This is a genomic window from Thalassospira sp. NFXS8 (genome assembly GCF_040148805.1).
Taxonomy (GTDB): Bacteria; Pseudomonadota; Alphaproteobacteria; order Rhodospirillales; family Thalassospiraceae; genus Thalassospira.
In genome coordinates this window covers 1,764,137-1,778,010 of sequence record NZ_JAGEMF010000001.1, presented here as the reverse complement: position 1 = coordinate 1,778,010, position 13,874 = coordinate 1,764,137, and the positions used below count along the sequence as shown (strand labels likewise).

Genomic DNA, 13,874 nt, shown 5'->3' with positions numbered 1-13,874 from the left:
GAAAAATGAGAGATCAGCTATGGCGGTAAAGCTGTTGATTTTCCTGTTTTTCGGTCATGATTGTTTGAATGAAAATAATGATAAAAAATCATTCACAAGTCGATTGATCAGGGATGTGTGCGGGGATTTTTGCGGATGTGTCACAACGCGAACGCTTAAATTTCGCATTTGCAAAAAGCAGGGCGGGTAAAAGGCATTGGGAACAACAATCAGGATTCCACGTATCAGGCGGACCTATAACCGCTGGGTGGCGAACCAGACCCTTGAAGATTATGCGTTACGTTTTACCGCCTACAAGGTAAGGCGGTTTTCAAGCTGGCGTATTGCCAATACGGCGATCGGCGCTGTGTCTTTTTTAGCCCTTGAGGCGATTGGCGGTTCGATTACGTTAAATTACGGGTTTCAAAATGCAATCAGCGCGATTGTTGTTGCCGCAATTATTATTTTCCTGATGGGCGTTCCGATTTCCTATAACGCGGCGAAATTCGGGGTGGATATTGACCTGCTTAGCCGCGGGGCCGGGTTTGGCTATATCGGATCGACTATCACATCACTGATTTATGCCAGTTTCACCTTTATCTTTTTCGCCATTGAAGCCGCGATTGTCGCAACGGCCCTGCAACTGTGTGCCGGTATTCCGGTGTCGCTGGGCTATATTCTTAGTGCGCTGGTGATTATCCCGCTGGTGACGCATGGCGTAACATTTATCAGCAAATTTCAGGCATGGACGCAGCCTTTTTGGGTGGTTCTACAAATTGCCCCTTTTGTTTTTGTCGCCCTTAACAGCCACGAAAGTGTGCGCCAATGGACGGGCTATACCGGCTTGTTCGGGCCGATTGACGGGTCGTTTGCGATTGCGCCGTTCGGGGCGGCATCGGCGGTTTTGTTTTCGCTGGTCGCACAGATTGGCGAACAGGTAGATTTTTTGCGGTTCCTGCCGCGCAAGGACCATCAAAACCGCCTGGCATGGTGGACCGCAATGCTTAGCGCCGGGCCGGGCTGGATCGTAATCGGCGCGCTTAAAATACTGGCAGGGTCGTTTCTGGCATTTTTTGCCTTTCAGGGCGGCGTCACCTTTGCGGATGCCGCCGACCCTACGCGCATGTATCTGAATGTTTTTCAAAAGATGCTGGCATCGCCGGAACTTGCCCTTGGCCTGACCGGCATTTTTGTGGTGATTTGCCAGCTTAAAATCAATGTCACCAACAGTTATGCCGGGTCTATTGCCTGGTCGAATTTCTTTTCCCGTTTGACGCATAGTCATCCGGGACGTGTTGTCTGGCTGGTTTTTAATGTGCTGATCGGCCTGTTGTTAATGGAGTTTGGCGTCTATCGGGCATTCGAACATATTTTGGGTTTGTATTCGATTGCGGCGGTTGCCTGGATGGCGTGCATCGTTTCCAACCTTGTGATCAACAAGCCACTTGGCCTTGCCCCCCGCCATATCGAATTTAAACGCGCCCATCTTTACGATGTAAACCCGGTGGGGTGTGGTGCCATGAGCATCGCCATTTTACTGGCCCTGCTGGCCTATTCGGGGCTGTTTGGCGAAACGGTATCAAAGCTGTATTCCTATGTGGCACTGATATCGGCGTTTGCGCTGGGGCCTGTAATCGCGGTGCTGACCAAAAGCCGGTATTATCTTGCGCGCAGCACAGCAAGCGACTGGGCCATTGGTGAAACCGAAGCCTGCTGTATTTGTGAACATCAGTTTGATCGCGAAGACATGGCCTATTGCCCGGCCTATTCGGGCGCAATCTGTTCGTTATGTTGTTCGCTTGATTCGCGCTGCCATGACATGTGCAAACCCCATGGCCGGTTTTCCGGGCAATTGCGAACCTTTGCCACAACCCATTTTTCGGCCGGTGTTGGCAAATGGGTTAATACACGGATTGCCCATTATCTGGGAATGTTGCTAACCGTTACCGGGGTTCTGGGCCTTGTTTTTTGGCTGATTTATTTTGAAACGCGACTGGATGCGCGAAATTCGACAGATTTGATCGAACTGACCCTGACCAAACTGTTTGTCATTATTTTTGTTATTTCCGGCATTGTGGTCTGGCTGTTTGTTCTGGCGCAGGAAAACCGTCGCTTTGCCGAAGAAGAAGCCCGCCGCCATACCGGCCTTTTAATGGATGAAATTGCCGCCCATAACGAAACCGACCGCCAGTTAAAGCAGGCCAAGGAAGCTGCCGAGTCTGCAAATCTGGCAAAAAGCCGTTACATGGTGGGGCTTAGCCATGAATTGCGCACACCATTAAGTGCCATTTTGGGATATGCCCAGTTACTGGAACGTAAATCGGGCGGGCAGCCCCCCTATATCCATAATGCGGCGCAAACAATTAAACGCAGCGGTGAACATCTGGCCGACATGATTGAGGGTTTGCTCGATATTTCCAAAATCGAGGCCGGGCGCCTGGATATTTATCGTTATAAAACGGCGTTACGCCCGTTTTTAGACCAGATCGTCGATATGTTTACCCTGATGGCGCAAAGCAAAGGCATCGCTTTTGATTTTCAGCCGATATCGGCGATACCGTCTTATGTTTATACCGATGAAAAACGCTTGCGCCAGGTTTTGATTAATTTGCTGTCGAATGCGATTAAATTTACCCATCGGGGCACAGTTGGTTTTTCTGTCAGTTATAGTAATCAAATTGCTACATTTGAAATTCGTGATACGGGCATTGGCATTGCCCAGGAAGATATCGAACGCATTTTCCTACCGTTTGAACGCGCGGAACAGCCTGTTGGTATGCAACAAACCCCGGGAACCGGGCTTGGGCTGACGATTACCAAGTTACTGGTTGAAATTATGGGCGGTGACCTTGCCGTAAAAAGCGAGGCGGGCAAGGGAACGCGTTTTACCATTCGGTTGATGTTATCCTCGACGGGGGAGCCCGATAAAAAAGTGCGTCCGTATCAGGCCATTGCCGGATACGCCGGACCGCCCCGAACCATACTGGTTGCCGACGATGACGCCGATCAGCGGGCGCTGCTGGAAGATACCCTTCTTCCGTTGGGATTTAACGTTGTGCTGACAACTGACGGGCATGCCTGCTTGTCGGCAATCGCATTGAACCGGCCCGATTTGATTATTCTTGATATCGCCATGCCGGGCCTTTCGGGGTGGGAGGTTGCCAGACGGGTTCGGCAGGGCATGGATTTCAAGGTGCCGATTTTGATGTTATCGGCCGATGCCGGCGGCGAGCGAACCAAACAGGAATACAAGCAGCTTTATGACAGCTATCTGGTTAAGCCGTTCGTGCTGGATGATTTGTTTGATCACCTTGCCAGTCTGATGTCTCTTTCCTGGATGTACGAAGATAATGAGGACGGCGGGGCCGATATCCCGGCTGTTTGTTTTGAAAGCCATGAAATACCCCCTCCCGAAAAGTTGCGCCAGTTGATGACGTTGGGGCAAATCGGTTTTATTCGGTCGATTGAAGTAACCTTGAAAGACATCGAATTTTCACAGCCCGATACGGCAAGGTTTTGCCAACATATGCTGAAACTCACCAAATCCTTCCGCCTGAAGGATTTCATTGCCGCGATTGAGGAGGTCGGACGGGAAAATGCCTGACCTGAATGTAGCTACCCGTATTTTGGTGGTCGATGATTCACCGGAAACTTTAACAATGCTGACGGATGCGTTGTGCATGGAAGGAATGGAGGTGGAGGTTGCCACCAGTGGCCGGCAGGCTTTCGGGTTGGTTGAAGCCTGTATTCCGGACCTTGTTTTGATGGATGCGATGATGCCGGGCATAGATGGTTTTGAAACCTGCCGGATATTAAAATCGGAGAAGGGGTGTGAGGATGTTCCTGTCATCTTCATGACCGGCTTTCGCGAAAGTGAGCATGTTGTAAAGGCATTGGCATCTGGCGGGGTGGATTTTGTTGCCAAACCCGTGATCCTTGACCAGTTATTTGCCCGTATTCGGGTGCATCTGGCCAATGCCCGCCGGGCGCGTTCCGCGCGCAAGGCGCTTGATTCCACAGGGCGGCGCATTGTCGCATGCGACCTGTCAGGGGCAATTTTATGGGCAACGCCGCAGGCTGGTGAACTGATGCGCTATGCCGGGTTAAGGTGCGATGAAACCGCCCGGTTGCCGTGGGAAATTGTCGACCATCTTTTTGGCAGTGGGGGTGTCGATAGCCCGGATCCTGCGCCCGGCATCTTTCGGTTTGCACGCAATGGTGCCGAGATCGAATTTCGGCTTCTTGATGAAGGCGAGGGTACTGAAAAGCTGATCCGTTTGATCGACGGGCAAAAAGGATCGGACGAGGAGCAACTGGCAACCGCCTTTAACCTGACTTTCCGGGAGGCCGAGGTTTTGTTGTGGGTGACACATGGCAAGTCGAACAAGGAAATTGCCGAAATTCTGGATATGTCGCCCAGAACGGTGAACAAACATCTTGAACAGATATTTGTTAAGCTGGCGGTCGAAAACCGAACAGCAGCAGCAACAATGTCGGTGCGGGTGCTTTGGCGGGACTGATCATTTAACTTTGGTTCTTGATATATGCGTTTCGGGCTGGCCCGCAAAAGGCGATACGGCGTTCCAACCGATCCTGCGGATGGTTGTATGGGGGCCAGAGCTAGGGCCAGCGGGGCGATTTAAATCGTTTTTGTTGTTTTATTGATTTTCCCGCACCCTGTTTGGGCCTTGTTATTGCCGTCGCATCAGGCCAGCCGTGTATTTCCAACCACGACAAGATAAGAAAAAAGGCCCCGGTGTGGGGCCTTGATCTTATTTTTCGAGGTCGGCAGCGTGAATTTTATAATTGGGATGATCCGGATTAAGGTAGGCCGGATCATTTTTGATGGCGTCAACCGTTGTCCCTTTTGCCTCGGCAAGTTTCAGAACCCAGCCAATGACACGGCCACGACCGGTCCAGGTTTCTTCCGGGTTTTCAGGGTTACGGTATTTCGGCGGGGTTGACTGTTTGTTTTTAGTCGGTGTCGCTGCGCTGGCAGCAGACATTTTAAAAACTTCAGGATACAGTTCGCGAATAGAGAACCCTGCATCATTAAGTTTCTGATTGAACTCGGCCTTAAGATCGCTGATCGCCTGTTCCTTGCGGCTTTCAACTTCTTCTTCGGTCTGCTCCATCAGATCGCGCAGCTCTTTATAACTTAATTTCGAAATATCAATTTTGGTCATTATTTTCTCCTGAAACAAATAATTTCTTGGGTGTACATAGTGCCTATTCTTTCGAAGGGCAAGAATTTTTAACAGCGTGCCGGTTCATAATACGCAAAACAGGGTAATGGATAAATTGTTATTTTATCTTTAATTGCAGGGATTGTGGGCAAAGCAATTTTAAATTCCACAGGCTTTGTCACCTTGAAAGAGGGGCTCGACAGAGCAGCGGAAAAAACGATGTTACCGGGAAAATCAGGGTTTCCTAGGAAGAACGGTGTGGGAAAACAGATCCGTTGCGACTGACGTATTTAAATTAGTGAATATATTGCGGGGAAAATTGTTCGAATTTCCAAGGAAGTAGCTTGATTACAGAATGGTGATTATACTCTTGTTGTGGTTTAGGGGAGAATGTTCTAGTCGCCAGGTGGTTACATTATACAAGTGTATATGTTTGTTTTGTTGGTTTAATTTGAAACAGCCCCGGGAGAGTTATTTTCGCTTTCTTCAAGTTGGACGATGCCCCTGACCGGAGCGTACAAACCTTTTCACTGTTAGCATAAGTTTCCTTGAACCAGGTTTTGATGTAGCCAATAAGGAGTAGTCCGAGCGGCGTTTTTCAACTGGTGACAAAAAATGGTTTGAAGCACGACCATGGATTGTGTTTTTAAAATGGTTTTTCTTTTGGTTGCGAATCCTGTTTGCACATATTTTCTTCAAGTCTTGGCTAAATTTACTTTTTTGCGCAAATCAGTAATCCGGATTACGACTTTCTGCGTACCCATTCCATGTCGTTTTTAGGCAAGTCACTGAAACAAAAACTTTAATTTTGCAATGTGACGAACCTATTCAAAGTGGGTGTTTGGCGTTGATTTTTCGACCAAAACAGATACTTTAGTCGTAGATATTTGGCCGCAATTTTGCTTTGAAGCCCGGTGCTTGGGCCCAAAGCAAAATTGACCGGCTTTTTTTTAGCCGTTTCTGAAAATTGTTGAGCGTCGGGCCAGTTATAACCGGGTCGGATACAACATCTCTTTTGTCAGTGTCCCTGAATGGGGATGTCTGACTTTATTTTTCCCGGATATGAATTGCGTTCGGAACCGTTGCGGCAGTCCGCAAGATATAGGGATTTTGTGATGGCACCGGATACTCGACCTTTTCGTCAGGAACGTCTTACGGAGCTTTAAGAATGTTCGGGTTTGGGAAAATTACTGCACGCAAAGCGCGCGAATATCAGCAGATTATTCATGCGCTTGATAAATCGGCTGCCGTTATCGAATTTTCTGTTGATGGGCGTATCTTGCAGGCGAACGAAAACTTTTTGAAGGTGATGGGATATCAGGCCGATGAAATTATTGGCCGCCATCACAGTATGTTTGTCTCTGAACGCTATCGTGAAAGCGCTGAATACAAAACGTTCTGGCGAAATCTGGCCCAGGGGGAATTTCAGACGGCTGAATTTCAGCGTGTTGCCAAAGGTGGCAAAAATGTCTGGATCGAAGCGTCCTATAACCCGGTTTTCGATAACAACGGCAACCCGGTCAAGGTGATCAAATTTGCTTATGATGTTACGGCAAAGCGCGAACAGCGTGCCGAGCAGCAAAGTATTTTGAATGCCATTCAGAAATCACAGGCGGTGATAGAATTTAACCTTGATGGAACAGTTATTTCTGCAAACGATAATTTTTTGGCAGTGATGGGGTATCGTGCCGATGAAATTATTGGTCGCCATCACAGCATGTTTGTAACGGCGGACGAAAAAAACAGCGAAGCCTATCGGGCATTCTGGCGGTCGCTGAATGAAGGGGAATTTGCTGCTGCACAGTTCCATCGGGTGGCAAAGGGGGGCAGATCGGTTTGGATCGAGGCCTCTTATAACCCGGTTTTTAATGCTTCGGGCAATGTTTACAAGGTTGTTAAATTTGCCACCGATATTACCCAGCAGGTTAATCTGCTGGTTGAACTTAAATCCATGATCGATAATAATTTTTCCAGTATTGAAGCCGCGATTTTAGAGCTGCAAAAAACGGCCCAGCAAGCCGTTGAAACATCGGGGAATACTGTTTCCAACGTCCAGACAGTAACCGCCGGGACAGAAGAAATGAGTGTTTCCATTTCTGAAATCTCGCGCAACATGCTGGAATCGCAAAGCACGACAGAACGTATGGTTCGTGAAGCGGTATCTGCCGATGAATCAACCCAGCGTATGGCACAAGTTGTCGAGGCCATGACCGGTATTGTCGAGGTTATTCAAAACATTGCCGGGCAAATTAATTTGTTGGCGTTGAATGCAACCATTGAATCTGCCCGGGCTGGCGAAGCAGGTAAAGGGTTTGCCGTTGTGGCCAACGAGGTCAAAAACCTGGCCAATCAGGCTGCACGCGCCACCGGGCAGATTTCGGATGAAATTCAGGGTATTCAGGAAATTACAGCCGAGGTTGTCGGGGCATTGCGAACCATTCGGACATCGGTTGAAACAGTTCGCGATGCGGTTGGCGTAACGTCAGATGCGCTTGGTCATCAGACCAGTATTACGTCGGGCGTTTCGGAACATATGCGTAACATGAATTTTGCTGTCGAAAGTTTTTCACGTAATATTGACGATATTCGCCAGACGGTAGAAAACGTGTCGCAATCCGTAATGAAAACACGTTCGGCGGCAGAAGTTCTGGCACGTTAAAATTTCTGATCCATCGCTATTCCTATTCCGGTTTTGATCCGCTCCAGCGATCAGGAGTGGGGTGTTAACAAAAGGAAGGTCCGTTTTGGCGAACCTTCCTTTGTTATTTTCGTGCGTTTCACTGTGGGTCTATTCGGCCAGATCGCGCATGACTGAAATCAGGTCGGATTTTCCTTCAAACCCGATGCCGGGTAGCTCAGGCATCGTGATGTGCCCGTTTTCGACTTTTACGCTATCGGGAAAACCGCCATAGGGCTGAAACAGGTCGGGGTAGCTTTCATTACCACCAAGGCCAAGGCCGGCAGCGATGTTAAGCGACATTTGATGCCCGCCATGTGGAATGCAGCGTTTGGGCGACCAGCCGGCCTGTTTGATCACGTCCAGGGTGCGCAGATATTCCACCAGCCCATAGGAAAGGGCGCAGTCAAACTGCAACCAGTCGCGGTCCGGGCGCATACCCCCGTGACGGAGCAAATTGCGCGCATCCTGATGGGAAAACAGGTTTTCACCGGTTGCCATGGCACCGGGGTAAAATTCGGCCATTGCCGCCTGAAGCTGATAATCGAGCGGATCGCCAATTTCCTCGTACCAGAATAGTGGATATTGCCGCAGCATTTTGGCATAGGCGATACCGGTTTCGAGGTTAAATCGACCATTGGCATCGACCGCCAATTGGGCTTCAGGCCCGATTTCTTCCAAAACGGCTTCGATCCGGCGTTTGTCCTCATCAATATCGGCGCCACCGATTTTCATTTTAACAACATTGTAGCCGCGATTAAGATAGCCGCGCATTTCAGTGCGAAGGGCCCCCAGATCCTTGCCAGGATAATAATAACCACCCGCGGCATAAACAAACACGCGCGGATCGGCTTTTACGCCGTTTTGTTCTGCCAGCAGGCGAAACAGGGGTTTGTCGGCAATTTTGGCGACCGCATCCCACACCGCCATGTCGATGGTGCCCACCGCAACGGAACGTTCGCCATGCCCGCCCGGCTTTTCGTTTTGCATCATCACCGCCCAGATTTTGTGCGGATCAAGGTTGTCACCGGCATCAGTGATCAGGCTATTGGTATCTGCCTGCAAAATGCGATCACGAAACCGTTCGCGGATCAATCCGCCCTGCCCATAACGGCCATTGGAATTAAAACCATAGCCGACAACGCGGCGACCATTGCGTTCCACATCGGTCACAACAGCAACCAGACTGGCCGTCATTTTGGAAAAATCGATATAGGCATTACGGATGGGCGACGCAATCGGTTTGGTGATTTCAACGACATCAAGAATACGCATAACAAATAGACCTGTTTTGGCGGTTAATCCTGTTTGATGGGGCAATCTTAGGCCTTGCACCTGTGGCCCGGCTAATGCCAATCTGGTGTTTGGTTATACAAAAATGGCATTACCAAATGGAACTGCGCTGGTTTGAAGATTATATCGCGCTGGCCGAAAGCCTGAACTTTTCCCGGGCTGCACAGGCGCGCAATATTACCCAGCCCGCCTTTAGCCGCCGGATACGTGCGCTTGAAAACTGGGTTGGTACGCCGTTGTTTGTGCGCACCACCCACGATGTTGCGTTAACCCCGGCCGGGCAGCATTTTCGCCAGCAGGCAGAATCCTTAACCCGGTCAATTTTGCAATTGCGCCGGGAAACCTGCGAGGTGGCCGAGCAAAAACAGGCCATTATCGGTTTCGCCGCCACCCACGCCCTGTCCTTTACTTTTTTTCCAGGCTGGATGCAGGAAATGGGGCGGCTAATGCCATTGGGGACGCTTAACCTGATATCGGACAGTATGCAGGCCTGTGAACAGGTGATGCAGCGCGGCGACGCGCAATTTTTGCTGGCTCATTTTCACAGTCAGATGCAAAGCAATCTGCCCGCCGGGCAGTTTAAAAGCATAGTGATAGGTACGGATCGCTTAATACCCTTTTGCGCAAGGGAATTTGACCAGAAATCGGCAATTTCAAAGGGGGATGTCCCGTGGCTGGCCTATCGTCGGGAATCGGGCCTGGGGCGCATTATGCGGGCCAGCTGGGCCGAAACGGCACCGTCCTTTACCTTGCGGGAAAGTTTTACATCCCATTTGGCGGCTACTTTGCAATCCATGGCGCGGTCCGGGGCCGGGGTGGCGTGGCTGCCCGAAACGGTTGCACAAAGCGATGTTGGCGCGGGGCAACTGGTGCCCTTTGGCGCGGAGGATTTGATTATTCCCATTGAAATCCGGCTGTTTCGCCCGGCCAGCCGCCAAAGCCCGATGATCGAGGCTTTTTGGCAGTTGGTGACAAAACAGGGCAGTTCCTGAAATGCTGCAGGTATTGGCGCTTGCAGTTTGACCATGCCCGGCCCGGCGCACAGCAGAATACCATCTGCGATGTGACCGGGCCGGGATGTTCTATGTCTTGTTGGTTTGGCCGGGATTATGCCGAAACTGCATCGGCAATGGCTTTGCCACATGTGATGGTGTCGGCCTTGCCGCCAAGATCGCGGGTGCGCAGATTTTCATCGACCAGCACACTTTCAATCGCCCGCAAAATGGCGTCGTGGGCGTCGGAATACCCCAGATGGTCCAGCATCATCGCCCCGGCCCAAATCTGACCAATCGGGTTGGCAATGCCTTGCCCGGCAATATCAGGCGCCGATCCATGGACCGGCTCGAACAGGGAGGGGAATTTACCTTCGGGGTTGATATTGCCCGAGGGCGCAATGCCAATGGTGCCGGTACAGGCCGGGCCAAGGTCGGACAGGATATCGCCAAACAGGTTAGAGGCAACAACCACGTCGAACCGATCCGGGTTCAGCACAAAATGGGCGGTTAGAATGTCGATATGGTATTTATCCCAGGTGATATCGGGATAGTTTTTCGCCATTTCGACAACGCGTTCATCCCAGTAGGGCATGGTAATGGCAATGCCGTTGGATTTGGTTGCCGATGTCAGGCGTTTGCGCGGGCGTTTTTGCGCCAGATCGAACGCGTATTTCAAAATACGGTCAACACCGGTACGGGTCATGACCGTTTCCTGCATCACCACTTCGCGCTCGGTGTCGGGGAACATTTTGCCGCCGACGGATGAATATTCGCCCTCGGTATTTTCGCGCACCACATAAAAATCAATATCGCCGGGTTTACGGCCTGCCAGCGGAGAAGGCACACCGGGCATCAACCGCGCCGGGCGCAGGCTGACATATTGGTCAAAGTCGCGGCGAAACTTAATGAGTGATCCCCACAATGAAATGTGGTCCGGCACGGTGGCTGGCCACCCAACGGCACCGTAAAAAATGGCATCATGGTTGCCAACCTGGTCTTTCCAGTCGTCGGGCATCATCTGGCCGTGTTTGGCGTAATAGTCGCAGCTGGAAAAATCGAAATCATCAAAATGAAGGCCGATATTAAAGGCCTTTGCCGTGGCCTTTAATACGCGCACGCCTTCCGGGGCGACTTCCTTGCCAATCCCGTCGCCGGGGATGACTGCGATTTTATGGGTTTTGCTCGGCATGGTGGTTTTTCCTGCATCGTTTTATCGGGTTGACGGGGTATAGGGTGATTATATCGTTGTTGGGTCTGTAACCAGAATGGCGCGAAAGTCATTCACATTGGTAAGTGTCGGGCCGGTAATAATTTGGTCGCCCAGGGTTTCAAAAAAGCCGTGGCCATTATTGTCGGCCAGCTGGTCCTTGATATTGATGTTTTTCTGTCGGGCACGGGCGATGGTGTCGGGCGTGATCATGGCACCGGCAATTTCTTCGATGCCGTCAATGCCGTCGGTGTCGCCCGCAATGGCATAAATGCCGGGTTGCCCGTTAAGGGTGTTTGCCAGTGCCATTAAAAATTCCACATTGCGCCCGCCGCGCCCTTTCCCCCGGATGGTGACGGTTGTTTCACCCCCGGATAACAGGACGCACGGGGCTTGAAAAGGCTGGCCGTATTTTTGTATTTGCCGCGCCATCCCTGCCATTACACGGGCCACATCGCGGGCTTCACCTTCGATGCTGTCACCCAGAATATGGGCCGTAATGCCCTGATCGGCACATATTTTTGCCGCTGCTTCCAGCGCCATTTGCGGGGTGGCGACCATATGGCAGGTGACATTGTGCAAACGGGCATCACCGGGTTTGATGGATTCACCATCGCCACTGCGCAATACGCTTAAAACCGACGGGGCAGCATTAATATTATAGTGCTGCAAAATTGCCAGTGCGTCATTGCAGGTGGTGGGGTCGGCGGTGGCCGGGCCGGATGCGATATCGAGAAAATTATCGCCGGGCACATCGGATATGGCATACATCATGACCGTTGCCGGATGGCAAAGGGCGGCCAGCTTGCCACCTTTGACCTGCGATATATGCCGCCTTACACAATTCATTTCGGAAATACTGGCACCCGATTTTAATAAATCGCGGTTCAAGGCCTGCTTGTCATCCAGGGTAATCGGTGCAATCGGGTTTACCAGCAAGGCTGATCCGCCGCCCGATATCAGGCAAATAACAAGGTCATCGGCAGACAGGTTTTGCACCGCAGTGCAAATTTCGCGGGTGGCGGTAAGTCCGGCATCATCGGGCACCGGATGCGATGCCGACATAACGCGAATTTTACGGGTCGGAACTTCGTGGCCATAGCGCGTTACAACCACGCCGGACAAATCGGTTTGGTCGCCCCAATGTTGTTCAAGCGCGCTTGCCATTGCCGCAGCGGCCTTGCCTGCCCCAATGACAATGGTTTTGCCATTTACGGGGGGTGCTGGCAGGTGCGGGGGCAGGCAAAATACCGGGTCGGCTGCCTTGATGGCTGTTCGAAACAAAACGTCCAGAAAGTGACGAATCTCATCGGGGGATGAGAGGTCATAACCTGTTGTTTTTTCAGAAAAGTCAAAAGGCCGTGTCATCGATATTCTGCCTGCGGTTTTGGCGGATTTCAGGTGCGGAGCCAGCTTGGATACCGTTAACTGTTATCGCCCATGATGGCGGCAATAACCGCGTCGGTCACCTCGCGCGTGGTGGCCTTGCCGCCCAGGTCGGGGCTGTGCAAATCGGGGTTGGCGGTAACGCGTTCAACTGCACGCATCAGCCGGTCGGCGGCGGCCTGTTCGCCCAGATGTTCCAGCATCATCACCGCGCTCCAGAATGTGGCGACGGGGTTGGCAATGCCCTTGCCGGTAATATCAAATGCCGATCCGTGAATGGGTTCAAACATGGACGGAAACTTGCGTTCCGGGTTCAGGTTGGCGGTGGGGGCAATGCCAAGCGACCCGGCCAATGCCGCAGCCAGATCAGATAAAATATCGGCATGGAGGTTGGTGGCCACGATGGTGTCAAGCGTGTCGGGTTTTAAGGTCATGCGCATGGTCATGGCATCGACCAGCATTTTATCGCATTCGACATCGGGGTAATCGCGGGCCACTTCGGCGGCGATTTCGTCCCACATCACCATGCCGTTGCGCTGGGCATTGGATTTGGTCACCACGGTCAGTTTCTTGCGCGGGCGCGATTGCGCCAGATCGAAGGCAAATTTCATGATGCGGGTGACACCGGCGCGGGTAAAAATCGACACTTCGGTCGCGACTTCCTCGGGCAGGCCAACGTGTGAGCGCCCACCCTGACCGGCATATTCGCCTTCGGAATTTTCACGCACGATCACCCAGTCCAGATCGCCCTGTTTGACATTGCGAAGCGGGCTTTGAATGCCTGGCAAAATCCGGGTCGGGCGAACATTGGCATACTGGTCAAACGGCTGGCAAATCGCCAGGCGCAAGCCCCATAATGTGACATGGTCGGGCACATCGGGCGCGCCGACAGCCCCAAAATAAATCGCATCGTGACCCGCAATCTGGTCGCGGCCATTGGCGGGCATCATGATGCCGTGTTGTTTGTAGTAATCCGACCCCCAATCGAAATGGTCGAACGATACGCCAAACTTGCCATCGCGCTTGGCCAGAGTGGTTAAAACCTCGATCCCGGCCGCAATTACCTCTTTGCCGATCCCGTCGCCGGGAATGGCAGCGATACGATAATTCTTCATATTCAGTCTCTTGTGTTTGCTGTGTTTCGGTTTTTA

The 13,874-nt window shown here is 51.5% G+C and carries 9 protein-coding genes; 4 read left to right on the top strand and 5 right to left on the bottom strand.

The annotated features are described in order from the left end of the window. Positions 1-247: 247 nt before the first annotated feature. The gene (locus J4E05_RS08040; protein ID WP_349594122.1) at positions 248-3,583 is read left to right on the top strand and encodes a hybrid sensor histidine kinase/response regulator; all 3,336 of its coding nucleotides are present in this window, start codon (positions 248-250) and stop codon (positions 3,581-3,583) included. Next, complete coding sequence (locus tag J4E05_RS08035; protein ID WP_349594119.1) at positions 3,576-4,499, top strand: response regulator; 924 nt, start codon at positions 3,576-3,578, stop codon at positions 4,497-4,499. Before J4E05_RS08040 ends, J4E05_RS08035 begins: the two co-directional genes overlap by 8 nt. A gap of 252 nt (positions 4,500-4,751) precedes the next feature. On the opposite strand, the gene J4E05_RS08030 is transcribed toward J4E05_RS08035, so the two are convergent. Beyond that, positions 4,752-5,165: an H-NS histone family protein gene (locus J4E05_RS08030; protein ID WP_085588701.1), complete on the bottom strand. Its 414-nt coding sequence runs from the start codon at positions 5,163-5,165 to the stop codon at positions 4,752-4,754. A gap of 1,168 nt (positions 5,166-6,333) precedes the next feature. Between J4E05_RS08030 and J4E05_RS08025 the strand changes: the two genes are divergently transcribed. Beyond that, complete coding sequence (locus J4E05_RS08025) at positions 6,334-7,824, top strand: methyl-accepting chemotaxis protein (protein ID WP_349594116.1); 1,491 nt, start codon at positions 6,334-6,336, stop codon at positions 7,822-7,824. 129 nt (positions 7,825-7,953) lie between these two features. On the opposite strand, the gene J4E05_RS08020 is transcribed toward J4E05_RS08025, so the two are convergent. Continuing rightward, positions 7,954-9,117: a mandelate racemase/muconate lactonizing enzyme family protein gene (locus J4E05_RS08020; protein ID WP_085588705.1), complete on the bottom strand. Its 1,164-nt coding sequence runs from the start codon at positions 9,115-9,117 to the stop codon at positions 7,954-7,956. Positions 9,118-9,233: 116 nt separating this feature from the next. Between J4E05_RS08020 and J4E05_RS08015 the strand changes: the two genes are divergently transcribed. Next, a complete protein-coding gene (locus J4E05_RS08015; protein ID WP_349594113.1) occupies positions 9,234-10,127 on the top strand; it encodes a LysR substrate-binding domain-containing protein in 894 nt (297 codons plus the stop codon). A 115-nt stretch (positions 10,128-10,242) separates the two neighbouring features. On the opposite strand, the gene J4E05_RS08010 is transcribed toward J4E05_RS08015, so the two are convergent. The 3 genes from J4E05_RS08010 to J4E05_RS08000 are packed head-to-tail and all read right to left on the bottom strand — an operon-like array spanning position 10,243 to position 13,838. Beyond that, the gene (locus J4E05_RS08010; protein ID WP_349594110.1) at positions 10,243-11,319 is read right to left on the bottom strand and encodes a tartrate dehydrogenase; all 1,077 of its coding nucleotides are present in this window, start codon (positions 11,317-11,319) and stop codon (positions 10,243-10,245) included. A gap of 48 nt (positions 11,320-11,367) precedes the next feature. After that, complete coding sequence (locus tag J4E05_RS08005) at positions 11,368-12,705, bottom strand: glycerate kinase type-2 family protein (protein ID WP_349594107.1); 1,338 nt, start codon at positions 12,703-12,705, stop codon at positions 11,368-11,370. Between the two features lie 56 nt (positions 12,706-12,761). Next, a complete protein-coding gene (locus J4E05_RS08000; RefSeq protein WP_085588713.1) occupies positions 12,762-13,838 on the bottom strand; it encodes a tartrate dehydrogenase in 1,077 nt (358 codons plus the stop codon). Positions 13,839-13,874: the final 36 nt, after the last annotated feature.